The 24,067-nt window shown below is 60.8% G+C and carries 20 protein-coding genes; 12 read left to right on the forward strand and 8 right to left on the reverse strand.

Annotation, left to right across the window (positions count from 1 at the left end):
* Positions 1-99 precede the first annotated feature (99 nt).
* The 4 genes from RE432_RS08835 to RE432_RS08850 all read right to left on the reverse strand — a co-directional run bounded on the left by RE432_RS08835 (position 100) and on the right by RE432_RS08850 (position 6,649).
* Positions 100-2,277: a TonB-dependent receptor gene (locus RE432_RS08835; RefSeq protein WP_409079838.1), complete on the reverse strand. Its 2,178-nt coding sequence runs from the start codon at positions 2,275-2,277 to the stop codon at positions 100-102.
* A gap of 311 nt (positions 2,278-2,588) precedes the next feature.
* On the reverse strand, positions 2,589-3,716 hold the full coding sequence (locus RE432_RS08840) for an alpha-hydroxy acid oxidase (RefSeq protein WP_310932962.1): 1,128 nt from the start codon (positions 3,714-3,716) through the stop codon (positions 2,589-2,591).
* A 48-nt stretch (positions 3,717-3,764) separates the two neighbouring features.
* Positions 3,765-4,445 carry a Fe2+-dependent dioxygenase gene (locus RE432_RS08845; protein ID WP_310932963.1) on the reverse strand — a complete coding sequence of 227 codons (681 nt, stop codon included), beginning with the start codon at positions 4,443-4,445 and terminating at the stop codon, positions 3,765-3,767.
* Between the two features lie 71 nt (positions 4,446-4,516).
* Positions 4,517-6,649, reverse strand: coding sequence for a TonB-dependent siderophore receptor (locus RE432_RS08850; RefSeq protein ID WP_310932964.1), 2,133 nt, complete (start codon positions 6,647-6,649; stop codon positions 4,517-4,519).
* 411 nt (positions 6,650-7,060) lie between these two features.
* Between RE432_RS08850 and RE432_RS08855 the strand changes: the two genes are divergently transcribed.
* On the forward strand, positions 7,061-7,768 hold the full coding sequence (locus RE432_RS08855; protein WP_310932966.1) for a response regulator transcription factor: 708 nt from the start codon (positions 7,061-7,063) through the stop codon (positions 7,766-7,768).
* A 2-nt stretch (positions 7,769-7,770) separates the two neighbouring features.
* Positions 7,771-9,102, forward strand: a complete 1,332-nt coding sequence (locus RE432_RS08860; protein ID WP_310932967.1) for a HAMP domain-containing sensor histidine kinase — start codon at positions 7,771-7,773, stop codon at positions 9,100-9,102.
* Between the two features lie 38 nt (positions 9,103-9,140).
* Here the strand turns inward: RE432_RS08860 and RE432_RS08865 are convergent, their stop codons facing one another.
* From RE432_RS08865 to RE432_RS08875, 3 genes are all read right to left on the reverse strand, one after another.
* Complete coding sequence (locus RE432_RS08865) at positions 9,141-9,464, reverse strand: hypothetical protein (protein ID WP_310932969.1); 324 nt, start codon at positions 9,462-9,464, stop codon at positions 9,141-9,143.
* 252 nt (positions 9,465-9,716) lie between these two features.
* Entirely contained in the window at positions 9,717-10,601 is an 885-nt protein-coding gene (locus tag RE432_RS08870; protein ID WP_310932971.1) for a DMT family transporter, read from the reverse strand.
* Positions 10,602-10,641: 40 nt separating this feature from the next.
* Positions 10,642-11,094: a DUF2214 family protein gene (locus RE432_RS08875; protein WP_310932972.1), complete on the reverse strand. Its 453-nt coding sequence runs from the start codon at positions 11,092-11,094 to the stop codon at positions 10,642-10,644.
* A gap of 90 nt (positions 11,095-11,184) precedes the next feature.
* On the opposite strand from RE432_RS08875, the gene RE432_RS08880 reads away from it, so the two are divergent.
* The 5 genes from RE432_RS08880 (at position 11,185) to RE432_RS08900 (ending at position 18,333) form a co-directional block, all read left to right on the forward strand.
* A complete protein-coding gene (locus tag RE432_RS08880) occupies positions 11,185-12,429 on the forward strand; it encodes an MFS transporter (RefSeq protein ID WP_310932973.1) in 1,245 nt (414 codons plus the stop codon).
* Between the two features lie 228 nt (positions 12,430-12,657).
* Positions 12,658-13,221 (forward strand): alkyl hydroperoxide reductase subunit C, encoded by a 564-nt coding sequence (gene ahpC / locus RE432_RS08885; RefSeq protein WP_310932974.1) that lies wholly within the window; start codon positions 12,658-12,660, stop codon positions 13,219-13,221.
* A 108-nt stretch (positions 13,222-13,329) separates the two neighbouring features.
* Positions 13,330-14,925: an alkyl hydroperoxide reductase subunit F gene (gene ahpF, locus RE432_RS08890; RefSeq protein ID WP_310932975.1), complete on the forward strand. Its 1,596-nt coding sequence runs from the start codon at positions 13,330-13,332 to the stop codon at positions 14,923-14,925.
* A gap of 149 nt (positions 14,926-15,074) precedes the next feature.
* Positions 15,075-16,061 (forward strand): diaminopimelate dehydrogenase, encoded by a 987-nt coding sequence (locus RE432_RS08895; protein ID WP_310932976.1) that lies wholly within the window; start codon positions 15,075-15,077, stop codon positions 16,059-16,061.
* Positions 16,062-16,191: 130 nt separating this feature from the next.
* Positions 16,192-18,333: an AsmA family protein gene (locus RE432_RS08900; RefSeq protein ID WP_310932977.1), complete on the forward strand. Its 2,142-nt coding sequence runs from the start codon at positions 16,192-16,194 to the stop codon at positions 18,331-18,333.
* 5 nt (positions 18,334-18,338) lie between these two features.
* On the opposite strand, the gene RE432_RS08905 is transcribed toward RE432_RS08900, so the two are convergent.
* Positions 18,339-18,872, reverse strand: a complete 534-nt coding sequence (locus tag RE432_RS08905) for an MgtC/SapB family protein (protein ID WP_310932978.1) — start codon at positions 18,870-18,872, stop codon at positions 18,339-18,341.
* Positions 18,873-18,940: 68 nt separating this feature from the next.
* Here RE432_RS08905 and RE432_RS08910 point away from each other — a divergent pair, with 68 nt between their 5' ends.
* From RE432_RS08910 to RE432_RS08930, 5 genes are read left to right on the forward strand one after another with little or no spacing between them, the layout of a single operon-like run.
* Positions 18,941-19,132 (forward strand): YqaE/Pmp3 family membrane protein, encoded by a 192-nt coding sequence (locus RE432_RS08910; protein WP_310932979.1) that lies wholly within the window; start codon positions 18,941-18,943, stop codon positions 19,130-19,132.
* 17 nt (positions 19,133-19,149) lie between these two features.
* A complete protein-coding gene (locus RE432_RS08915) occupies positions 19,150-20,682 on the forward strand; it encodes an ABC transporter ATP-binding protein (protein ID WP_310932980.1) in 1,533 nt (510 codons plus the stop codon).
* Complete coding sequence (locus RE432_RS08920) at positions 20,675-21,736, forward strand: ABC transporter permease (RefSeq protein WP_310932981.1); 1,062 nt, start codon at positions 20,675-20,677, stop codon at positions 21,734-21,736. Before RE432_RS08915 ends, RE432_RS08920 begins: the two co-directional genes overlap by 8 nt.
* Positions 21,737-22,654 (forward strand): ABC transporter permease, encoded by a 918-nt coding sequence (locus RE432_RS08925; RefSeq protein ID WP_310932982.1) that lies wholly within the window; start codon positions 21,737-21,739, stop codon positions 22,652-22,654. It abuts the gene before it with no gap.
* Between the two features lie 9 nt (positions 22,655-22,663).
* The gene (locus RE432_RS08930) at positions 22,664-23,755 is read left to right on the forward strand and encodes a BMP family ABC transporter substrate-binding protein (RefSeq protein ID WP_310932983.1); all 1,092 of its coding nucleotides are present in this window, start codon (positions 22,664-22,666) and stop codon (positions 23,753-23,755) included.
* The last annotated feature ends 312 nt before the right edge of the window (positions 23,756-24,067 follow it).

Genomic DNA, 24,067 nt, shown 5'->3' on the forward strand with positions numbered 1-24,067 from the left:
AACTTACGCGATCGTAACGCAACGGTGCCGGGCTGGCCGCCACGGATCATGCGGCGGCCAGCCCGGTAATCCGCGCCCTGCGGGCACGAAAAGCTGGGTCTAGTAAGAAAGGCTCAGGTTAAGAATGGCGCTGCGTCCCGGGGCGATATTCGCGTAGTGGGCGCCGTACGCTTTGTCGTAATAAGTCTTGTCGGTCAGGTTCAGCACGTTCAGCTGGGCGCTCAAGTGTTTGTTGAAGCGATAGGCGGCCATGGCGTCAAAGCGCCAGTACGACGGAATTTCCAGCTTGTTGGCGGGATCACCGTACTGCGAATCCACATAATAGGCGCCTGCGCCCAGGGTCAGCTGCGTGGTGGGCTGGTAGGTCGACCACAGGCTGAAGCTGTTGCGGGGTGTGTTGGGGAAATCATTGCCATCGTTGGCGGATGCGCTGCCCGTGCCGTTGTTCTTCAGCTCGCTGCGCAAATAGGTGTAGCCGCCAAAAATATGCCATTTGGGTGTCATAGCGCCCGAAAGACCCAGCTCAAGACCGTCGACTTGCTTCTTGCCGGCCATCGCATAGTCGCCGTTGGCCAGTGTGACACGGGCATTGGTCGTTTCCGTTCGGAAAACCGCCGTTGTGAAGCTCATGCGGCTATCGAAAAAGTCCCATTTCGTGCCAATCTCATAGGTTTTGTTCTTTTCCGGAGCCATATCGGCGGCGTTGATGCCGACCCCGCCGCGTCCGGGCGTCAGCGACTGGCTTTCGCTGCCTTCGCCCAGCATTGAGTTTGCCGGTGTGGAAGACGTTGCGTAAGAGACATAGATGCTGCCGTTCTCTGTGGGCTTATACACCAGGCCCAACTGATAATTCACCAGCGTGTCATCGCGATCGATGGTATCGGCGCCGCTTGGGGTGTATTGGGTGGAATAGTCATCGACCCGTATGCCCAGGCCAGCCTGCCATTGCTCGTTGAACTCGATGGTGTCGAACGCGTAGATCGACTTTGTGATCGTTTCGGAATCGCCCCGGTTTCCGGTCGGGCCGCCGGTACCGGTATTTACCCATGGATCGTGCGGATTGGGGTTGTACAGGCTTGTGCAATTGTAGTTGGATGCCGCGCCCACGCCGAAATTGCATGCGTTGTTCGGGCCGCTTCCCGAGCCGCGGGCAATGTCCAGGCTGTCTTTTCGTCCCGCTTCCTTCGACAGTTCAATACCCAGGTTGAAGCTGTGCTTGAGTGAGCCGGTTTGCGCCTGGCCGACCAGTTCCGTCTGGTTGGCCAGGCTCTTGACTGCGCTGTCGCGGGTATTGGCGCGCCGCCAGACCAGGCCATTCACGACGTTGCCTTGCGTGTCGTCGGGCTGGGTCCAGACATAGCGCTGATCCGAATGGGTATAACGGGTGGTGTTGCGCAGCGTGAGTTTATCGTTCAGGTCGTGCTCGATACCCAGTGTCGCCATGTCGCTGGTGGTCTTGCGATAGTCGCTGCTCAGGCCGTAAAAGTTGTCGCGATCCACGTTCAACGGGCCCATGACATGGACTCGGGGCCGCTCAAATGCATACGGGATGCCGCTGTCGGGCAGATCGTCGGTATCCAGATGGTAATAACTCATGGTGACGCGGGTGGGCGTACCCAGGCCGAACGAAATGGTGGGCGCAATCCCCCAGCGCTTGTTGTCCACCATATCGCGCCCCGCCACATCGGCCGAGTGGAACATGCCGTTCAGGCGGAAGGCCGCGGTGTCGGTCAACTGCCAATTGCCGTCGACCGTGCTGCGATAATAATTGTCCGTGCCGACGCCCAGGCTGGCGTTGGTGAAGTTATCCAGCTTGGCGGTCTTGCTGATCAGGTTGATGCTGCCTCCGGCGCCGCCGCGTCCACCGTATGCGCCGTCCGACCCCTTGACGACCTCCACTTGCTCCAGATTGAACACCTCGCGCGAGGTGGCGCCGATATCGCGCAAGCCATCGACAAACGTACTGCCTTGCGCGTCGTAGCCGCGAATGAAGGGGCGGTCTCCCAGCGGGTTGCCGCCCTCGCCGGCGCCGAAGGTGATGCCCGGTGTGTTGCGCAGCACGTCGGTCAGTGATGATGCGGCCTGGTCGCGGATGACTTCCTGTGGAATGACTTGCACCGATTTGGGCGTGTCGACCAGCGGCGCGGTGAACTTCTGCGAAGCGGATTGCTTCACGTTGTATTCATTGACCACTTCACCCTGGACTTCAATGGGCGCCAACTGGCTGGGCTTGTCTTGATTGCTTGTCTGGGCAATAGCTGAAGGACTCAGGAACAGCGAGGGGGTGGCCAGCGCAACAGCAAGCCCTCCGCTCAGCCCCAAGCTGCCGGCGGGGGACGGGATATTTTGATTTGACACAGGGATTTTCCTTAAACAAACATGCGAATAATTCTTGTTTCTTAATTTATATTACGCTGGTTGTTTTTGCGTCGGCTTGTAAATCTGGTGGATTCTGTCGAGTTATTTGCATCAAAACAACATTTCTGCTGTTTCGGCGGCGTTAGCTGAACTTAAGCTTAAATAGTGCTGAATTAATGCTTAAATCATACTGTCATAAAGCTGAAATATTGCTGACTTCAAGCTTACATTCACGCGTCGAGGCTTGATTTGGACGTCAGCCGTGGCGAGGCGTCGGGGGGCCAGATAACGGACCGGTCGATATCGGCCAGGGTTTTACAGCCGCAAAGCATCATGGCCATTTCGAATTCCGTGCGAAGAATATGCAGGACGTGGGCGACGCCGGATGGGCCATTGACCGCCAGGCCATGGATGATGGGGCGGCCAAGCAGGACGGCTTTGGCGCCCAGGGCCAGCGCCTTCAGCACGTCGGTTCCTCGTCTGATGCCGCCGTCCAGCAGCACGGGCGTATTGCCGGCGGCGTCCATGATCGCGGGCAGAACCTCGATGGTGGCTGGGACGGTATCCAGCACGCGGCCGCCGTGATTGGATACAAGCAAACCCGCAGCGCCAGCCTGGACGGCCCGGCGCGCGTCGTGAGGCGACATAATGCCTTTGACCAGAACAGGCCGCCGCGATTGCTGGATGACCCATTCGATGTCGTCCCAGCCATGGAATCGGGCGGCATGCTGGCTTTGAAACAGGGATTCCCCCGCAGCGATGCTCATGGCCTGTGCGGCGATGCGCTGGCCATTCAGATTGACGGCGGAAATAGCGTCCGGCAGCGTAAAGCCCGCCCGCTGCTCGGCATTGCGGCAGCCATTCAGGGCCGCATCGATAGTGACCACGATGGCGCCATAGCCCGCCGCTTCGGTCCGGCGCATCAGCGCAAGGCTGTCTGCCTTGTCGGCTTGAAGGTACAGCTGAAACCACAAGGGCGTTGACGATGCCTGGGCCAGGTCTTCCAGCGGCATGCTGGACAAGGTGCTGACCACCATGCCCGCGCGCATGGCCGATGCCGCCAGGACGGTTGCCTGTTCGCCATCGGGATGAGCCAGCCGCTGGTACGCGACGGGCGCAATCAGGATAGGGTAATCGAAGGTCGTCCCGAATAGCTCAAGGGCGGTGTGGCCGCCTTGCATGGAGCACAGATGGCGGGGCACCAGGCGGATGTCGGCAAACGCTTGCTGGTTGCGGGCGAACGTGTGCTGATCCGCCGCGCCGCTTTGCACATAAGCCCACGTTTTTGGATTCAGGGCTTGGGCGGCAAGCGCTTCGTAATCGGCAAGGCAGGTGGGGTTTGCGGCGTCCTTCGTCATGGCGTTGTGTTGTTCATGGGTTGTGGGTGGGCCCGGGCCCGGCGTTGTTCAGGTGCTTGCCCAGGTCCGGATCAGGTTATGGTAAACGCCGCTCAGCCGGATGATTTCTTCCCGGTCCGCGCCTTTTGCGGTCAGCGACTGGATGGCAGCGTCCAGTTCATACAGCAATGCGCGCTGGGCATCTTCACGAATCATGCTTTGGACCCAGAAAAAAGCCGCATACCGGACGCCTTTTGCGACCGGGTTAACCCGATGCAGGCTGGTGCCCGGATACACCACAATATGGCCGGCCGGAAGCTTGACCGGCCGCGAACCGTAGGTGTCGTTGATGACCAGCTCCCCGCCTTCATAGTCCTGCGGGTCGGATAGAAAGACCGTGGCGGAAATATCGGTCCTGACATATTCCTGCGTGGCCGGAATCGTCCGGATGGAATTGTCGATATGGTCCCCATACGTTTCCTTGGCCGCGTAGCGATTCAGCATAGGCGGAAGAATGCGCAAAGGCAAGGTTGCCGATATGAAGGTGGGGTGGCGCGAAAGCTGCGACAGGATCAGGTCGCCGATCTGCTGGGCGAGCGGATCGGCGATGTCCAGCTGGGCATTCCGCTTTTGCGTTGCGGCCAGGTGGCCCGCCGTGCCTTTGCCGTCTTTCCAGTCCGCTTTTTCAAGGCGGCCGACGATCTGCCTTGCCGCATCCGCCGAGATGATGTCTGGAATGCTCAACAGCATGCCTGTTGCTCCTTGTCGTCCATAAAAAAAGGCGAGCGGATCATCGCTCGCCGCTACGCCATTATCGCGTATTAATCATAGCGGTAAGTGGCCGTCAGCATGTAAGAGCGCCCAGCGCCTACATTGGCAAAAATACCTACGTGCGATGCGTCGTAAAGTTCCGTGTCCGAAATGTTATTGACGTTCAACTGCAGCGAAAACTGTTTGTTGACGTCGTAACGGGCCATGGCGTCGTAGCGTACGTGCGATGGCAACTCATAGTTGTTGGCATCGTCGGCATAGCGTTTGCCCAAGTATGAGACACCGCCGCCCAGCGTCAGCTCGGGAAGCACTTTGTAGGTGCTCCATAGCGTTGCGCTTTGTTTGGCGATGAACTTCATCTGATTGCCGTCGAAGTTGTTGGCGCCGTTCTGGTATTTCAGGACCTTGGGATCAAGATAGGTATAGCCCGCCCAGACATCCCATTTCGGGGTAATGGAACCGGTTACGCCAAGCTCTATGCCGCGCACCCGGTTGTTGCCGCCCAGCGTGACTTCATCGATAACAGGATCATAGGTGCGTGCGTCCGTCTTTTTGGTCTCGAATGCGGCCGCGGTGAATGACAGGCGATCATTCAAGAAATCCCATTTAGTACCCAGTTCCCAGCTGCGGCTGCGCTCGGGCTTCAAGTCGCGGATGGCGGCGCCGCCGGCAGGGCCGTCCGCGCCGCCGGCCTGACCCAGGTTCTCGCCGGAGGGGTTGGATGACGTTGCGTAGGAAAGATAAATGCTGCCATTGGGCGCAGGCTTGTAAACCAGGCCCAACTGGTAGTTGAAGAACGTATCTTTGCGCGAATCCTCGGTGTTGTCGACCTTGAAGTTGTCGTAGCGCGCACCCAGGTTGACCGAGAACTGATCGTTCAGGTCAATGGTGTCAAGCACATAGAGGGATCTTGTCTTGATATCGCCATCTTTGGTTTTGGGCCCGCGCGTGATGCGGTTGTTGTAGTGGCCGCCGGGATTGGGATTGTACAGATCGTCCAGCTCAAACTGCTGGCCGCGCGGAAGATCGCTGTAAGGCAGCCCCGACATCGCTTTGGAATAGATATCTTCCTTGCTGATCTCGAAGCCCGCTGCAAAGTTGTGCTTGAGCGTACCGGTCATGAAGCTGCCGAATATATCCGTTTGGTTGACCAGGGATTCGGAGCTGCGCCAGCGCGCGCGATCGCTGCGGGTAAATTGCGCGCCCTGTCCTTCGGTGCTGCATGGGGCGCCGTCGCCCGCGCTGCAATTGTCGAACGACGGACGGGTCATCAGGTAGTGGTTAAGTGTTGTGCCGTAGCGCGTCGTATTGCGCAGGGTCACGTTGCTGGTGATGTCGTGCTCGACGCGCGCGGTAGCCGTATCGAAGACGTTTTCCCGGAAGTCCGCGTTGTGGCGGCCATAGAAATTGTCGCGGTCTACCTTGGGCGGCGTCTTGCGATCAGGGTTCGCGGCGTTGGCAAAGGGGATGCCCAGATCGGGCATGTCGTTGTTCTCGATGTGTGAATAGCTGAGCGTGACACGCGTGGGGGTGCCCAGGCCGAACGCCAGCGAGGGCGCAACGCCCCAGCGGTCAACCGTCACGCCGTCGCGGCCAGGGACTTCGCCGCCCATTTTCATCAGGTTCAGGCGGAATGCGCCCGTATCGGAAAAGACGATATTGCCATCGGCCGTTGTCCGCCACTGGTCAGCCGTACCGTAACCGGCGGAGACCTCGAAGAAATCGTTCAGCTTTGGCGTTTTGGTTTGCAGGTTGATGCTGCCGCCGGTACCGCCACGGCCTGTATAGGCCGAGCTTGGGCCCTTGGTGATCTCGACGGATTCCAGGTTGAAGATCTCGTGCGAGCCCCGGCTATAGTCGCGCAGGCCGTCGACGAAGATGTCGGTACTGGCCTCGTAGCCGCGAATAAATGGACGGTCGCCCGTGGGCGTGCCGCCTTCGCCGGAGCCCAGCGTGACACCCGGCGTGGTTCTGAGCACGTCTTGCAGCGAGGTGGCGCCGCGGTCCTTGATGAGCTCTTCGGGTATGACAGTGATCGAGCGGGGCGTATCGAGCAGGGGCGCGGTAAACTTGGGCGAGCTGGCGGCTTCCGGCGCTTTATAGTCACTGACAGCCTGACCTTGAACGGTGACGGGTTCCAGCGTCGTGGCTGTATTTTGCGCGAAAGCGGGTGCGATTGCCATGGCGCCCCCCACGACTGCTGAGGCCAACATGGATTTGCGAAATGCGCCTTCAAAAGATTCCGTCGGAATCAGGCAATTCGATTCCGGATGATCTGGCACCGTTCCTACTGACATACACTTTCCTTTATTTCCAGACAATAGATGTCGGTGAGCAGGCGGATTGGCCTGCATGACGACTCGAGCCGATTGACCGGCATGCCGGTCGCACAGTGCAGCGGCATCGGGACGCCACACCGCGTTATCTGGACTTGCGCCGGTAAAATCAGGTCAACCCTACTTATATTTTGCGAATAAGATTGGTTCGCATTAGTATTCTATGGTCACGTCTGTGAAGCCAGCGTCAAGTTGGTTTTGATGTGCATCAAGACGGCATGCCCCGGGTGCCGGCAGGATTTTTTATGCTGAAAGTTTATGAATAAAGATAGCGCGTACTACTCTGCGTATTCCATACTGGTGGTCGAAGATGACGCCCCGCTCGCAGGCAACCTATTGACGGCGCTCGAGATGGAGGGTTTTTTGGCGGATGTCGTGTATGACGGCGATATGGCTATTCATGCCCTGGCCGAGCGGACTTTCGATTTGCTGGTGCTGGATATCGGGCTGCCGGGGAAAGATGGCTATCACGTTCTGGCCTATTTGCGTGAAACGCTGAAGTCGACAGTACCCGTGATCTTTCTGACTGCCCGGGGCAGCCTGGAAGACAAGAAGGTGGGATTCACTGTCGGCGCGGATGACTATCTGACCAAGCCGTTTGCGCTTGATGAGCTGGTGTACAGGATCAAGGCCTTGATGCGCCGCGCCGATAATGCCTCCGGTTTCCTGTCTGAACTGTGTTACGGTGCGCTGCGCATGTCTGTGCGCAATCAGCAAGTGTGGATACATGGCAAGGAAGTGCGCCTGCCCAAAAAAGGGATGCAGATTCTGGAACTGCTGTTAAGGCAGCCGGGGCGCTTGATCAGCCGCGAAAGCCTGGAACGCGCGCTATGGAGGCATGAGATACCGAATTCAGACGCGCTGCGCAGTCAGGTCCACATCCTTCGGCGCATGCTGGCCGAGCATGGGTTTACGGGCATAGAAACGGTGAGCGGAAGCGGGTGGCGACTGGGCGAGGGCGCCTAGGCATGCCTCAGAAAAAAATACACAGCAAGCATTCGCTTGCCTCCAGGTTCACTTATGCCCTGACGGCGCTGGTTTCCGCGGCCGTCGTGGCCGTTTGCTTTTCCGCCTATCAAACGCACAAGAACATGGGCGAGCGCATGATCGACCATCTGGTGGAAACAGAGGCCCTGAGGCTGCAAAAAAAGTTGTCGCTGGAAGGTGATCGATGGGACCCCGCATTTGAGCGGCAACTGGGCCCCAGCATGCATACCTGGGGCGAGAATGCCTCGGCGCCTTCCGCATCCATGCCGCCCATGCTGCGCGCGCTTCCAGACGGATTGAGCCGGCTCAGCCCGAGGGGCAGCGAATGGCATGTGATGGCGCTGCCGGCGCGGGATGGGCGCCTGTATGTTTTATATGATGCCCGGGATGCCGAAACCCTTTCGCGCGATTTTGGCCTGGCGTTGCTGGCGATTGCCGTGCTGTTCGTGGTGCTGTCTTACTTGTGCGCCCGCCAGTTGGCCGGATGGGCGGTGCAGCCCATCCGGGCCGTGACGTCTCACCTGTCCCGATGGGCGCCGGGGCGTCCGCAAATGATAGGCCTGCGGTTCAACGAAGGGGTGCAACTGACGGAAGCCTTCAACAGAATGCAGGACCGCGTGGATCAGGCGCTGGCGGACCAGAAAGAGTTTTCGTCCAACTTCAATCACGAGGTCAGGCGGCCGCTTTCTTTGATCAGGACCGATGCGGAGCTAGGTAAGCGCGAGGCGGAGTCCGTGCCCAGGGCTGTACTGCGATTTGAACGCATCATGCGCTCGGCGGACGAAATGGCTGAAAGCCTTGAAGCCACCTACCATCTGGCCCAGTCCGATCACGGACAATGGGAGCAAGCGTCGGTGTACGACTGCGTCAATGATGTGTTTGCCAGCGCAGAGCCCGAAGCCAGCGCCCGGGGGCTGGCGCTGCATAATCGGGTGCGCGAAGACCATACCGAGTGCTTGAACCGGCATATGCTGCTGACGGTCATCCGGAATATCGTTCGCAATGCCATCGCGCATGCCGCACCCGGCAATCTGGAGATATCGTCCCTGGAACATGGCCTGGTGTTCAGGGACGATGGCCCGGGGGTGGGCCCGTCGGACATGGCGCATTTGTTTGAGCGGTATTACAGTGTGCGGCGCCGCGATGTCGCGCCGGAAGGGTATTCGGCCCCGCCTCGCCAGGTAGAGACCGGCTTGGGCTTGGCCATCGCCAAGCGCGCCTGCGCCATTCAGGGCTGGAGCATCGAACCCATGGAAGGCCCGGCGCCGCTGCAGGGCATGACGTTTGTGTTGCTGTTCCAGCCTGCGGCGTGATCCTCGCCCTTCGGCGCCCGTGGCCATACGCGCTGGGCTTAACGCCTGTACCCCCGGTTGCCGCGGTTGTTCCAGCCATGATGATTGCGGCCGGAGCGCCGATATTCTTGATGGCGCCCGCCTTTGCCGGATCGGTAGCTGCGGTCTTCCGTCAGGATGTTGCCCAGCAGGCCGCCCGCCGCCGCGCCGCCGATGGCATACAGCGGGTCGCCGCCCGAGAACACCGCGCCGGTGGCCGCGCCCAGCCCCGCGCCTATCATGGTGTTGTTGGCCTTCCTGTCGTAAGACGAGGCGCAGCCAGCGAGCGTGAAAGCCATCAAACCGACGACGATAAGCCGTCCGACATTGCGTTGCGTGTTCATGATGCCGCTCCTATTAAAACGGTATGCGCCAAGCGTAGTGGGGCCGATGGCGGCGGGCAAGCGCTAAAAAGGCTTTTGAAACGCGTTGAAAAAAACGCCGGCCCCTATGCCGTTTTTGTAATGGATCTGAAGCATCCCGGAAACGATTTGGTGACATTTGGCGCGATGGCGGATGCGTCGGCGCATGCCTGCAAGCCCGTCTTGAGTGCTTTGCCGCTCTGACGGGCAAACGGGTGGGTCAGGGCGTCCGGGTCAGGATTTGCGCATCACCAGGTAGATGCCTGCAACGGCCAGCAGCATGCCCGGCCAGGCCAGCACGGGCACGGCTTCGCCCAGTATGGGGTAGGCCAGCAGGGCTGTGGTGGGGGGCACGAGGCAGAACAGGGCGGAAACGCGCGATGCTTCGCCGCGCCGGATCATGGCAAGCAACAATGAAATGGCAATGATGGAGTTGCCTACGACCAGATAGGCCAGCGAGACGAACAGCCCCGCCGTCCATTGCACGTGCATGGGCTCGAGCCAGAAGGCCAGGGGCGCCGCAACCGCCAGTCCGACGGTGTACTGGAGCATATTTGCCGAAATGGGGTGCACCTCGGTGCCATAGCGTTTTTCCCACAAGGTGCCGCCCGTCATGCAAAGCAGCGCCAGTACGCCATAGATCAGGCCGGCCGTCGAGGCGACCTCTATCGAGGACTTGGCAAGAATCACGATCCCTGCCCCGGCGACGCCCATGACCAGGCCGGTCCAGCGTATCAGGCCGACCCGTTCCGAGGCGATGGCGGGTGCGAGCAAGCCCACCAATAAAGGCTGCTGGGCAGTGACGATGGCCAGGGCGCCCGCCGATACCCCTTGTTTCAGGCTCAGATAGGCAAATGAGAAATAGCCGGCCTGCACCAGCAGGCCCACCACCGACAGGTGCATCCAGACCTGGGGTGTGGCGGGAAGCGGGGGCCGCAACCACAGACAGGGGATGGCAAGAATGGCCACCACGCATGCATAGCGCAGGGCCAGGAAGGTAAAGGGATCGGCGTAGGCCAGGCCCAGCTTCAGGAAGACGAAACCGAAAGACCACAGCAGCAGGAACAGCGCGGGAGCGGCCGCAAGCCACAACGGGGTTCCTTGCACGGTGCGCGGCATCAGGCTGGCCGGCGCAATAAGTAGTAGGGTGCGTCCGGGGTCATGCCAGGCTGCCCACGCCGCGCGCCATCAGCACAGCGCACAGAATCAGGGCGGCGACCGCGACCAGCTCGCCATGAATGATGCCGCGCAGTTGTTGTATTTTTCCAGCGGCGGGGGCGGGCGCCTTCCCGGCCTTGATGGCCGGCCGCCATGACAGGAACTCTTTGGTCGGGCGTATGGACAGGATGCCGACCAAGGCAAACAGGGCCAGCTTCGCCAGGAAAGGAATATTCCCGAAGTAAAAGGCGGCGCCTTTCTCGAAGTAGAAAACGCGAAGCAGGCCAATAACCAGGACGGCGCCCGCCGATAGGCCAAAAACCAGATCGGCCAGCACAAGCTTGCGGGCCAGGGTGACCGTCAGGGGTTCCCTGATCAGCACAAACTCGACGGCCAGCGCTGCAACCAGGGTGAAGACGGCCAGGTGGTGCAAGAAAGCAAATAATGAACTCAAGACGCTTCCTTCGTGATGAGTGGGGGCAAGGGGTTATGATCAGGCATTCTGAATATCATCGCAACACATTCAAAAATATAAAGCAGCAGCATGACATCCGCACAACCTCGTCCCGACAGCGCTCCCGCTTCATCGCCGTCCCGGAGCCGTGTCGCGACAATCCTGCTGGGTTTCAGCTTGATGCTGATTGCTTTCAATTTGCGGCCCGTGTTTGCAAGCCTGTCCATCTTGCTGCCCGATTTGCTGCAGCAGACCACCTTGTCATCGGCCGGCGCCGGCTATCTGACGACACTGCCGGTGCTGTGCCTGGGCCTGTTTGCGCCATTGGCGCCCAAAATAGCAGAAAGAATCGGTCCGGAGCGAACGCTGCTGCTTGCCTTGCTGGTACTGATGACCGGCACGGCGGTGCGCGGCATGGGAAACATACCCGCGCTGTTTCTGGGCTCTGCGCTGGCGGGGGCGGCGATTGCCACCGGCAATGTGTTGCTGCCCAGCGTCGTCAAGCGGGATTTTTCGGGCCAGGCCGCGCTGATGACGGGGCTTTACACCATGGCCTTGTGCGGCGGCGCGGCCTCGGCGGCGGCATTCACCTTGCCGATCGCGCATCTTTTTGATGACGCCTGGCAGGTGGGCCTGGCGGTTTGGGCGATACCAGCGGCGCTGGTAGCGCTGGTCTGGGCGCCGCAGGCCTTGCGGGCGCGCTCCGTGTCCGGCCTTGCCCGGCGCAAGGTGACAGGATTGTGGCGCGATCCGCTTGCCTGGCAGGTTACGTTTTTCATGGGCCTGCAGTCTGCGTTGGCGTACTGCGTGCTGGGGTGGATGGCGCCCATCTTGCGGGCGCGGGGCCTGGATGGCGTCGAAGCGGGTCTGGTGGCTTCCGTCTCCATCATGGTTCAGGTGCTTACCTGCCTGTTGGCGCCGACGCTGGCATTGCGCTTCAGGGATCAGAAATGGGTGAACGCGGGGCTGGCCATGACGGCGGCCATCGGCCTGACCGGCATGCTGTATGCGCCCTTGTCCACGATCTGGGGCTGGGCGATATTGCAGGGCATTGGGCAGGGCGGTTTGTTCGCCATGGCCATGACCGTCATTGTGCTGCGTTCGCCCGACTCGCATGTGGCCGCGCACTTGTCGGGCATGGCGCAAGGGGTAGGCTATGTACTGGCGGCCTTTGGGCCTTTGCTGGTGGGCGTTTTGCATAGCCTGACAGGCAGCTACGATGCCTCGGGATGGCTGTTCATGGCCTTGGGGCTCGTCGCCGCAGCCAGCGGGTGGGGCGCAGGGCGGGCCCTGCACGTAAAGGCAAGCAGCGTGGATGCTGCGCCCAGCCGCTGATTCCCCAGCCGCAAGCCCTTGAAAGGCTTGCCCCAAACCGCAGCGGCCTGTACACTAATCAGGCAACGCATACTAAAAGACACGTGGGTTTAGCCCCACGTTTTTTAGCACCCCTCTCATAGCTTATAGCTATCAGATTAATAATATTAATCAATTTTACAAATCAATAGCGAGTGCCTATACTGACACTTGTTCGATTTTTTCAACCCTTTCAGAAAAGGAAACGCAATGTCCCTGATCAACACCAAAATCAAACCATTTAAAGCAACCGCATATCACAATGGCAAGTTCGTTGACGTCAGCGACGAGTCCGTAGCGGGCAAATGGTCGGTTTTCGTTTTCTATCCTGCCGACTTCACGTTCGTGTGCCCCACCGAACTGGAAGACCTGGCCGAGCAATACGCTGAATTCCAGAAAATCGGCGCCGAAATCTACAGTGTTTCGACCGATACGCATTTTTCGCACAAAGCATGGCACGACACGTCCGACGCCATCGGCAAAGTGAACTACCCCATGATCGCCGATCCCACCCACGCTCTGGCCAAGAACTTCGAAGTCCTGATCGAAGAAGAAGGCATTGCGCTGCGCGGTACTTTCGTGGTCAATCCCGAAGGCGAAATCAAAGTCATGGAAGTCCACGACAACGGCATTGGCCGCGTTGCTTCCGAACTGCTGCGCAAGGTCAAGGCCGCTCAGTACATCGCCGCTCACCCCGGTGAAGTGTGCCCCGCCAAATGGGAAGAAGGCGCCAAGACGCTGACGCCTTCGCTGGACCTGGTCGGCAAAATCTAAGTAGACGTTCGCTTGCGATAAGCAGGTGCGTTATTCAAGCTGCCGCGCGCGGGCCACGAGCCCGTGCGCGGTCCCCGGAAATTCCTCTTATCATGAAGGTGGATCGTTATGTTGGATGCAAATCTTAAAACCCAGTTGAAATCCTATATGGAAATGGTCTCGCAACCGATCGAGATCGTGGCGTGCCTGGACGACGGCGCCAAGTCGCGCGAACTGCGCGAGCTGCTGCAGGAAATCGAACTGATGTCGGACAAGATTTCGCTGACCGAACGCAACGATGGCGATGAACGCAAGCCTTCATTCAGTATCAACCGCAGCGGTACCGACATCAGTGTCCGTTTTGCGGGTATTCCCATGGGTCACGAATTCACGTCGCTGGTGCTGGCGCTGCTGCAGGTGGGCGGCCATACCATCAAGCTTGACGAAGCCGTGATCGAACAAATTCGCAATCTCGACGGCGACTATAAGTTTGAAACCTATTTCTCGCTGTCCTGCCAGAACTGCCCCGACGTGGTCCAGGCGCTGAACGTGATGTCCATCATCAACCCGCGCATCCAGCACGTGGCCATTGACGGCGCGCTGTTCCAGGACGAAGTCGACGCACGGCAGATCATGTCGGTGCCGACCATGTTCCTGAATGGCGAAGTATTCGGCCAGGGCCGCTCCAGCGTCGAGGAAATCCTGTCTCGGCTGGACACAGGCGCGGCGGCACGCCGCGCCGAAGAGCTCAGCGCCAAGGAAGCCTACGATGTATTGATTGTCGGCGGCGGCCCCGCTGGCGCCGCGGCCGCTGTGTACGCGGCGCGCAAAGGCATACGCACCGGTATCGTGGCCGAACGCTTTGGAGGCCAGGTGCTGGACACGATGGCGATCGAAAACTTCATTTCGGTCAAGGAAACCGAAGGGCCCAAGTTTGCGGCGGCGCTCGAGCAGCACGTCAAGGCCTATGACGTGGACATCATGAACCTGCAGCGCGCGGAACAATTGATCCCCGGCAAGTTGACCGAAGTCCGGCTGGCCGACGGCGGTGTCCTGAAGGGCAAGACCGTCATTCTGGCAACAGGCGCGCGCTGGCGTGAAATCAACGTTCCCGGCGAGCGTGAATACCGGAACAATGGCGTGGCCTATTGCCCGCACTGCGACGGCCCCCTGTTCAAGGGCAAGCGGGTTGCGGTCATCGGCGGCGGCAACTCCGGGGTCGAAGCGGCCATCGACCTGGCCGGCCTGGTGGCGCATGTCACGCTGATCGAATTTGGCGATGCATTGCGCGCCGATGCGGTCCTGCAGCGCAAGTTGCATAGTCTGTCCAATGTCACGGTGATCATGTCGGCGCAAACCACGGAAATCCATGGCGACGGCAAGAAGGTCAATGGGCTGTCCTATAAAGACCGTGTCAGCGGCGAGATGCGCAAGGTCGACCTGGAAGGCGTTTTTGTCCAGATCGGCTTGGTGCCCAATACCGAATGGCTCAAGGGCGCCATCGACTTGTCGCGTCATGGCGAGATCGAGATTGACGCCAGGGGCCAGACTTCCCTGCCGGGCGTCTTTGCGGCGGGCGACTGCACCACGGTGCCCTACAAGCAGATCGTCATTTCGGCAGGCGATGGCGCCAAGGCGGCACTCAGCGCATTCGACCACCTGATCCGCAGCTCGGTATCCGATGCCGAGGAGCCCCAGGCTGCGGCCGAGGCCGTGACGGCTTAATTCAACGGCGCAATACCACCCACCCTTGCATCGCCCGATGCAAGGGTGGGTTTTTTTTGGGCGGGCCCAGGGCGACCGGCAGGCAGGCCTGCGCACAAGGTCTGCTCTACAATGATTTGTTCACACTGAACAAAAGGAACTGCCCGGATATGGCTGCAAAAATCAGAATTGGAATTGTGGGTTATGGAAACCTGGGCCGTGGCGTGGAATACGCCATTGCGCAGAATACCGATATGTCGCTGGTGGGTGTTTTCACGCGCCGCGAACCGTCCAGTGTTCAAACACGGGATGGCGGTGTGCCGGTGCGCCCTTTGGCAAGCATAGGCGACTTTCAGGACGACATCGATGTCCTGATCCTGTGCGGCGGTTCCAAGAACGACCTGCCCGAGCAGGGCCCCGCGCTGGCGGCGCTGTTCAACACGGTCGACAGCTACGATACCCACGCAAAGATTCCCGAGTACTTCGATGCGGTCGACAAGGCCGCGGAATCGGGCGGCCATATTGCCCTGATTTCAGTGGGCTGGGATCCCGGCCTGTTCTCGCTGAACCGGCTGTTTGGCGAGTCTGTGCTGCCCGAAGGGGCCACCTACACTTTCTGGGGCAAAGGGCTGAGCCAGGGCCATTCCGATGCGCTGCGCCGGGTGGCCGGCGTCAAGGGCGCCGTGCAATACACCATACCAGTGCCGGACGCCGTCGAGCAGGTACGCAGCGGCTCGCTGCCCAGCTTGACGACCCGTCAGAAGCACACGCGCGATTGTTATGTGGTGCTGGAGCCCGGCGCGGATGCGGCCACGGTAGAGCAGGCCATTGTGACCATGCCCGATTATTTTGCCGATTACGACACGAGCGTGAACTTTATTACCGAGGAAGCGCTTGAGCGTGACCATAGCGCCATGCCGCATGGCGGATTCGTGATCCGCAGCGGTAAAACCGGCCAGGGCTCGACCCAGGTCATGGAATATTCGCTGACGCTGCAGAGCAATCCCGAATTCACCTCCAGCGTGCTGGTGGCGTATGCCCGGGCCGTGTTCAGGCTGAGCCAGGCTGGGCAGAAGGGCGCCCGGACGGTATTGGACGTGGCACCCGGATTGCTGTCACCAAAAACCGCCGCGCAATTGCGTAAAGAACTGCTGTAAACAGTCGCTTCTGGCGCGGTTTTTCGTTGCGTCTGGTAGATTCATGTTGCACGGACCGACTTGGCTCGCTCTACAATGAATCTACCCTGCCTGCCGCAACGCTGTCCCGGCGATACACGGAGGAACGACCATGCCGCGCTATGTAAAAATAATACTGGGTGTGTGCCTGAGCTTGATCGTGCTTCTGGCTCTGTCCGTGGTGTTGCTGGCAACGTTCGACTGGAACCATGCCCGGCCATGGATTAACCGCCAGGCCAGCGAACTGGCCGGTCGTCCCGTAGCCATCCAGGGCGACCTGGATGTCCAGTGGAAAAAGCCTGGAACGGAAAAGGGCTGGCGCGCCTGGCTGCCCTGGCCGCAGATCACGGCCAGCGATGTGGTCATGGGCAATCCTTCATGGAGCTCGCAAGAAAAAAACATGGCCCAGGTGTCGCGGCTGAGCGTGCTGATCAACACGGCGGCCTTGCTGGACCACACGGTGCAGATTGCCTCGCTGCAGATCGGGCAGGCCGACCTGCTATTGCAGCGCCAGGCCGATGGAAAAGCCAACTGGACCTTCAATCAAGACAAAAACGACGCCCCTTCGGCATGGAAGGTGGATCTGCAGTCATTGTCGCTGGAAAGCGTGCGTGCCCAGGTCATCGACGCCGCCAGCCAGCTGGACCTGAAAGCAGAGCTCGATACCCTGCAAGAGCAAGGCCCCGAGGGATACGGGCTGGGCTGGAAAGCCGGCGGCACCTACCATGATGCCGACATCAAGGGTGAAGGCAAAACCGGCGGGCTGCTATCGCTGCAGAAGGGCGGCGACCCGTTTCCGCTGCGCGGCGAAGTGCACGTGGGCACCACGACCATCGGGGTCGAAGGGTCGGTGACCCGTCCGCAAGCCCTGGCGGCGCTGGATGTACGGCTGAAACTGGCGGGCGACACCATGGCGGACCTGTATCCCTTGCTGGGGATCGCCTTGCCCAATACGCCGCCTTATCGCACCGAAGGGCGGCTGATCGGCGAGTTGGAGGGCGAGTCGGATACCTGGCGGTACGAATCGTTCACGGGCATGGTGGGCAAGAGCGATCTGGAGGGAACGCTGGTCTATCAGGTGCGCGAGCCCCGGTCCATGCTGACGGGCGAGCTTGTTTCCAAACTGCTGCGTTTCGCCGATCTGGGGCCCCTGATCGGCGCTGATACCAGCGATGTCAAGGCGGCGGACAAAGCGGACGGCAAGCCCAAGCAGCCCGCCGACAAGGCATTGCCGGTGGCCAGCTTCAGCACCGACGCCTGGGATACCATGGATGCCGACGTCAAGTTCAAGGGCGGACAGATACTGCGGGACGAGGATCTGCCCCTGGATAATATCGAAGCCCATGTGAAGCTGGACAATAAAATACTTTCCTTCACTCCCTTGAACTTTGGCATGGCCGGCGGCACGCTGAGCAACACACTGAAGCTGGACGGGCGCGGTCAGAAAATCAAGGCCGAGCTGGACACGGCCGCGCGTCACATGAAACTGAAGGAAATGTTTCCCGGTGCGGAAAGCATGGATGCCAGTTTCGGCGAACTGCATGGCGACGCAAAGCTCTCGGCCCAGGGGAACTCCGTTGCCGAGCTGCTGGCGCATGCCAACGGTGAAATCAAGGCGCTGGTCAGCCGTGGCACGATCAGCCACTTCCTGCTGGAAGCGGCGGGCCTGAATGTGGCCAATATGGTGATGGCCAAGCTGTTCGGCGACGAGCAGATCGTCTTGAACTGCCTGGCCAGCGATTTTGGCGTGAAGAACGGGGTGATGACCGCCCGGGCATTCAGGCTTGAAACCGATGACACCATCGTCGATGTGACCGGGACGGTCAATCTCGGCACGGAACGGCTTGACCTGGACATCCGTCCGGCCAACAAGACCTTGCGTATCTTCACGCTGCGCTCGCCTTTATACGCAAAAGGGACATTCAAACATCCCGATGTGGGCGTGCAGGCCGGACCGTTGGCCGCCCGGGCCGGGGCCGCCGTGGTGCTTGGCGTCGTGGCGGCGCCCTTTGCAGCGCTGGTGCCTTTACTGAACATGGGCACGGACGATGCGACCGGCTGCTCGTCGCTGCTGGCGGCCGCGAACGCCGACCCCAAGGCCCCCGCGCCGGGCGAGCCGGCCAAGGATGGAAGCCGCGGCGGTGAGGCGGCATCCGGCAATCAGGCTGGCCAGGCAGCGTCCCAGGACAGGGGCGTGCGCAATGCAGACGATGCCAATCGCCAGAACTGGCCCTCCATGCAGTCCAAGCCTTAGCCTGGTCAGCCAGCATCCGCCTTGCTGGAGGAGCGGCTGCGCGCCGCGATGACAGCCGGCCTGTCGATCTCGCTTTCCAGCCGCCTGACAATCACCAGGATGAACAGGGCGGCAAGCGTACTGAGCATGGCGGTGGTTTCCCTGCCCATGCCTGCGGCTATGCCGATGCCGGCCGCCACCCAGATGCTGGCGGCCGTGGTCAGCCCCTTGATGGTGTCGCCGCTGCTGACCTTCAGAATGGCGCCGGCCCCCAGAAAACCGATACCCGCAATGACGCCTTGCAGCACCCGGCTCATGTCCGGCACGGCCATGCCTGTTTGCAGCGGCACCAGCACAAAAATCGCGGAACCCAGCGAGACCAGCATATGCGTGCGCAGCCCGGCCGCCTTGCCCCGGCGTTCGCGCTCGTAGCCGATGGCGGCGCCCAGCAGTATCGCCATGCCCAGGCGCAAGATGACGCGGGTGGCTTCAGACGCGTCGGGAATATCGGAAAACTCCTGGACGATGGTGGTCCAAACACTTGAGGCAATTTCTGGCATAGTGGGAATCCTCTTGGCGCAGCGGTTAGAATAGCAGGCCCTGGAAACAACACCTAACGGTTTAACGTATGCGACTGATCATTGCCCTTTTGTTGCCCTGGCTGACCTTCTTTACCATTGGGCGGCCCATTGCCGGCATCATCTGCCTGATTCTGCAACTGACGCTGATCGGCTGGCTGCCCGCCACCATTTGGGCCGTCTATGCGCTCAGCCAATATAAAACCGACAAGAAAATAGAAAAAGCCCTGGGGTCGCGCTAGGTTTCGGCACGCGCAGCATGACGCCCCGTCTCGCACTCAAACAGGTCACCAAGCGGTACCCGGCCATCGTCGCCAACGACGGTGTCGACCTGACGGTGCTGCCCGGTGAAATCCACGCCGTGCTGGGCGAGAACGGTGCGGGCAAGTCGACCCTGATGAAAATCATCTATGGGGTCGCGGCGCCCGATGCGGGCCAGGTTTTCTGGAATGGGGAACAGGTCCATATCGCCAGCCCGGCTGCGGCCCGGCAGTTGGGCATCGGCATGGTTTTTCAGCATTTCTCCCTGTTTGACACGCTGACCGTGGCCGAGAATATTGCGCTGGGCTTGCCCAGCCACACCCGGCTGGACGAGCTTGAACGCCGCATTGCCGATACCGCCGGCCAGTATGGGCTCGACCTGGAGCCGCAGCGGCACGTGCATACCCTGTCCGTGGGCGAGTGCCAGCGCGTGGAAATCGTGCGGGCCTTGCTGGGGCGGCCGCAACTGCTGATTCTTGATGAGCCCACCTCGGTGCTGACGCCCCAGGCGGTCGGCAAGCTGTTCGACACCCTGCGCCAACTGGCGTCCGAAGGGTGCAGCATTCTTTACATCAGCCACAAGCTTGATGAAATACGCGCTTTGTGCCATACCTGCACGGTGATGCGGGCGGGCAAGGTAACGGGGGTGTGCGATCCGCGCCAGGAAACCGATGCCAGCTTGTCACGCCTGATGATCGGGGCGGAACCGCCCGTCATCGCGCACCGCCCGGCGCCGCCAGGACGAACCATGCTGTCCGTGCGCAATCTGGCGCTGGGCAAGGCGCATCCGTTTGCCGTCGAGCTCCGCGCCATCGACTTCGATGTGCGCGCTGGCGAGATTCTGGGCGTGGCGGGTGTATCGGGCAACGGCCAGCAGGAATTGCTGGCTGTGCTGTCGGGCGAGGACACGCGTGCCGATGCAGGGGCCGTTTTGCTGGAAGGGCAGCCCGTAGGCCGCCGCCCGGTCGCCTGGCGGCGCGGCCGCGGCATCGCATTCGTGCCCGAAGAGCGGCTTGGCCGGGGCGCGGTGCCCGAACTGTCCCTGGCACAGAATGTCTTGCTGTCGCACCAGGGGCCTGCAACCATCAGGCACGGTTTTGTCCGGCCAGGCGCCATCAGCCGGCTGGCAGCCGGCATTATTGACCGTTTCCGGGTCAAGGCTGGCGGCTCGCTCGCGCCGGCCGCCAGCCTGTCGGGCGGCAATCTGCAAAAATACATTATCGGCCGCGAAGTCATGCGCCATCCCAAGGTCCTGATCGTGGCCCAACCCACCTGGGGGGTCGACGTGGGGGCGGCGGCTCAGATCAGGTCCGAGCTGGTGGCCTTGCGCGATGCGGGCTGTGCCTTGCTGGTCATCTCCGAAGAGCTGGATGAGCTGCTCGAGATTTCTGATCGCCTGGTGGTGATCGCCAAAGGCAGGATGTCTCCGTCGATCGCCGCTGCGGACGCCGGCCTTGACCTGATCGGCCAGTGGATGAGCGGCTTGTGGGACCGGGCCCCTGCGGCGGAACGGGACGGTGCGCATGTTTAGGCTCGAGCCGCGGGCACGCCCCTCTGTCTGGATGTCCTGGCTTTCGCCTGTGCTGGCGGTATTGCTGACGATGGTCTGTGGCCTGGCGTTGTTCGTCGCCGTGGGCAAAGACCCCCTGGCCAGCCTGGCGGTATTCTTTCTCGAGCCCATCAAAGACCTGCACGGGTGGTCCGAAGTCGGCGTCAAAGTGGCGCCGTTGCTGCTTGTTTCCATCGGCCTGGCCATGTGTTTTCGCGCCAATGTGTTCAATATCGGCGCGGAAGGGCAACTGGTGGTGGGCGCCATCGCCGCGGGCGCCGTGATCCTGTACTTCGACGATGATACGAATGGCGGTTTCGGCTTGATCGGCCTGGCATTGCTGGCCGGCGCCGCCGGCGGCATGCTGTGGGCGGCTATCACGGCCTGGCTGCGCGACCGCTATAACGCCAATGAAATTCTGGTGTCGCTCATGCTGGTGTACGTCGCCCAGCTGCTGCTGAGCTATCTGGTGCATGGGGTCATGATGGACCCTGACGGCTTCGGTTTTCCGCAGTCGCGGCTTTTTTCCGATGGTTTCCTGCTGCCGGTCATTCTGCCGGGAACGCGGCTGCACCTGGGCTTGCTGCTGGCATTGCTTGCCGCGCTGGCGGGCTGGCTATATCTGTCGCGCAGTTTTTCCGGCTTCAAGCTGCAGGTGGGCGGCATGGCCCCCTTGGCCGCCCGCTACGGCGGTTTTTCATCGCGCCGCAGCTTGTGGGTCGCGATGTCGGTGTCGGGCGCATTGGCCGGCCTGGCGGGCGCCTGCGAAATCATGGGGCCTATCGGGCAACTGACACCGTCGGTGTCGCCGGGCTACGGTTTTGCCGCCATCATCGTGGCCTTCGTCGGCCGGCTGCATCCCATCGGCGTGATCTTTTCCAGTTTTATCATGGCGCTGCTGTATATCGGCGGCGAGCTTTCGCAAAGCCGCCTGGGCATGCCCAGCGCCATCACGGGCATCTTTCAGGGCATTTTGCTGTTCTCGCTGCTGGCCTGCGACGTGTTGATCCGCAACCGATTGCGCTGGAGGAAATAAATGGACGCACTGGCCCCCTTGATCGCTTCAGCCATCAATGCCGGCACCCCTTTGATGCTGGCCGCGCTGGGCTTGCTGATCAATGAAAAGTCCGGCGTCATCAATCTGGGCTCCGAAGGCATGATGCTGGTGGCTGCCGTGGTGGGCTTTGCCATCACCCTGCACAGCGACAGCGTTGTCCTGGGCTTTGCGGCCGGCGCGCTGGCCGGCATGGCCATGGCCGGTTTTTTTGCCTGGCTGACGGTATGGCTGGGCGCCAATCAGGTCGCCACCGGTCTGGCGCTGTCTTTGTTCGGGGTGGGCGCGTCGGCGTATATCGGCATTGCTTACGTCGGCGAAAGCCTGCAGGCTGGACAATTCGGTATTCCCCTGCTTCAGGACATCCCCCTTCTGGGGCCTGCGCTGTTCAGGCAGCACCCCATGGTCTACTTCTCGCTGTTGCTGTGCGGCGGCATTATCTGGTTTCTGAGCCGCAGCCGCGCGGGCCTGGTCTTGCGAGCCGTGGGCGAGTCGCCTTCGTCGGCGCATTCGCTGGGCTATAGCGTTCGGCGCATCAGGCTGTACGCGCTTTTGTTCGGCGGCGCGTGCTGCGGCCTGGCCGGCGCCTTCATGTCCCTGGTCTACACGCCCATGTGGGTGGAAGGCATGGTGGCAGGGCGCGGGTGGATCGCGTTGGCGCTGACCACCTTCGCCACCTGGCGTCCCGCCCGCGTGCTGATAGGCGCTTATCTGTTTGGCGGAATCACCATCCTTACCTATCATATGCAGGCGATGGGTGTGCCCATCGCATCGCAATTGCTTTCTATGCTGCCGTATCTTGCGACGATTCTGGTGTTGGTGCTGATTTCACGCAATGCAAACTGGATCAGGCTGAACATGCCTGCTTCGCTTGGTAAAAACTTTAACCCGAACACCTAGAGGATAATCATGTCTGCAAAATTTCTACGCAAAGCAGTGTGTGCCGCCGCCATTGTTCCGGCCCTTGCCCTGGCCGCAAGCGCAAACGCCGCTGAAAACGACCCGCTGAAAGTGGGTTTTGTCTACGTGAGCCCCATCGGCGAAGCGGGCTGGACCTGGCAGCAGGATATCGGCCGCAAGGAAATGGAGCAGGCCCTGGGCGACAAGGTCAAGACCCAGTATGTGGAAGATGTGCCCGAAGGCGCCGACGCGGAACGCGTCATCCGCGATCTGGCCCAGCAAGGCAACAAGCTGATCTTTACCACCTCTTTCGGCTACATGAACCCGACGCTGAAGGTGGCCAAGCAGTTTCCGGACGTCAAGTTCGTCCATTCCACCGGCTATAAGACAGCGCCCAACGTGGCCACGACCAATTCCCGCTTTTACGAAGCCCGCTATCTGGCCGGCATCGTCGCCGGGAAAATGACCCAGTCCAACGTTGCCGGCTATGTCGGCGCGTTCCCCATCCCCGAGGTGCTGCAAGGCATCAATGCCTTTACCCGCGGCATGCGCAGCGTCAATCCGGATGCCGAAGTACGTGTGATCTGGGTTAATAGCTGGTTCGATCCGGGCAAAGAGCGCGATGCCGCGCTGGCCCTTATTGACCGGGGGGCTGATGTCGTCACGCATCACACCGATTCCACCGCCACCGTGCAGGCGGCTGAAGAAAAGGGCAAATATGCGGTGGCCTACCATTCCGACATGCAGAAATTCGGCCCGAATGCCCAGCTTGCCGCAGTCACCCACCATTGGGGCGAGTACTTCACCCAAGCCGCGCAGCAAGTGCTGGACGGCACCTGGAAATCTGACAGCACCTGGGGCGGCATCAAGGAAGGCATGGCCGTCATCGAAGGCTTCGGCCCGGCCGTTCCCGACGATGTCAAGAAACTGGTCGAAGAAAAACAGGCTGAAATCGTAGCCGGCACGCTGGCCCCCTTCGCCGGCCCCATCACCGACAACCAGGGCAAAGTCCAGCTCGAATCGGGCGTGCTCGACGACGCCGGCCTGAACAAGATGAACTACTACGTGCAGGGTGTGGCGGGTAAGCTGCCTAGCAAGTAACTGAAGGCGCTCCGCCTCTGGGCGGGGGGCTGATGATGGCTGTTTGAGGGTTCAGGCTTTTGGTGTCTTTTGGGGTGGTCCAGGTTTTTAAGGCGGCCTGCCGGGTGCTTGCGGGGTAGCCGGGCTTCCGTGCCCCGGTCCTGCTGCGCAGGACTACCCGCGCCAAGCCAGTCTGGCGGAGCGGGCGCAATGGAATGGACGCCCCTACTCGTAACGGCATCAATGTGCCAAAGTGGAGGTGTTGCACAACCACTTGAACCGAGAGGAGCGTCCACCATGAAGATTACAACTATCGGCATTGACTTGGCAAAG

The organism is Pusillimonas sp. SM2304, from assembly GCF_031628915.1.
In the GTDB taxonomy this organism is placed as follows: domain Bacteria; phylum Pseudomonadota; class Gammaproteobacteria; order Burkholderiales; family Burkholderiaceae_B; genus Pusillimonas_C.

Bases quoted from the DNA above. Each gene is read 5' to 3' on its own strand.
- RE432_RS08840 (WP_310932962.1), bottom strand. From the start codon at position 3,716: ATGACGAAGGACGCCGCAAACCCCACCTGCCTTGCCGATTACGAAGCG.
- RE432_RS08845 (WP_310932963.1), bottom strand. From the start codon at position 4,445: ATGCTGTTGAGCATTCCAGACATCATCTCGGCGGATGCGGCAAGGCAG.
- RE432_RS08850 (WP_310932964.1), bottom strand. From the start codon at position 6,649: ATGGCAATCGCACCCGCTTTCGCGCAAAATACAGCCACGACGCTGGAA.
- RE432_RS08855 (WP_310932966.1), top strand. From the start codon at position 7,061: ATGAATAAAGATAGCGCGTACTACTCTGCGTATTCCATACTGGTGGTC.
- RE432_RS08860 (WP_310932967.1), top strand. From the start codon at position 7,771: ATGCCTCAGAAAAAAATACACAGCAAGCATTCGCTTGCCTCCAGGTTC.
- RE432_RS08865 (WP_310932969.1), bottom strand. From the start codon at position 9,464: ATGAACACGCAACGCAATGTCGGACGGCTTATCGTCGTCGGTTTGATG.
- RE432_RS08870 (WP_310932971.1), bottom strand. From the start codon at position 10,601: ATGCCGCGCACCGTGCAAGGAACCCCGTTGTGGCTTGCGGCCGCTCCC.
- RE432_RS08880 (WP_310932973.1), top strand. From the start codon at position 11,185: ATGACATCCGCACAACCTCGTCCCGACAGCGCTCCCGCTTCATCGCCG.
- ahpC (WP_310932974.1), top strand. From the start codon at position 12,658: ATGTCCCTGATCAACACCAAAATCAAACCATTTAAAGCAACCGCATAT.
- ahpF (WP_310932975.1), top strand. From the start codon at position 13,330: ATGTTGGATGCAAATCTTAAAACCCAGTTGAAATCCTATATGGAAATG.
- RE432_RS08895 (WP_310932976.1), top strand. From the start codon at position 15,075: ATGGCTGCAAAAATCAGAATTGGAATTGTGGGTTATGGAAACCTGGGC.
- RE432_RS08900 (WP_310932977.1), top strand. From the start codon at position 16,192: ATGCCGCGCTATGTAAAAATAATACTGGGTGTGTGCCTGAGCTTGATC.
- RE432_RS08905 (WP_310932978.1), bottom strand. From the start codon at position 18,872: ATGCCAGAAATTGCCTCAAGTGTTTGGACCACCATCGTCCAGGAGTTT.
- RE432_RS08910 (WP_310932979.1), top strand. From the start codon at position 18,941: ATGCGACTGATCATTGCCCTTTTGTTGCCCTGGCTGACCTTCTTTACC.
- RE432_RS08915 (WP_310932980.1), top strand. From the start codon at position 19,150: ATGACGCCCCGTCTCGCACTCAAACAGGTCACCAAGCGGTACCCGGCC.
- RE432_RS08920 (WP_310932981.1), top strand. From the start codon at position 20,675: ATGTTTAGGCTCGAGCCGCGGGCACGCCCCTCTGTCTGGATGTCCTGG.
- RE432_RS08925 (WP_310932982.1), top strand. From the start codon at position 21,737: ATGGACGCACTGGCCCCCTTGATCGCTTCAGCCATCAATGCCGGCACC.
- RE432_RS08930 (WP_310932983.1), top strand. From the start codon at position 22,664: ATGTCTGCAAAATTTCTACGCAAAGCAGTGTGTGCCGCCGCCATTGTT.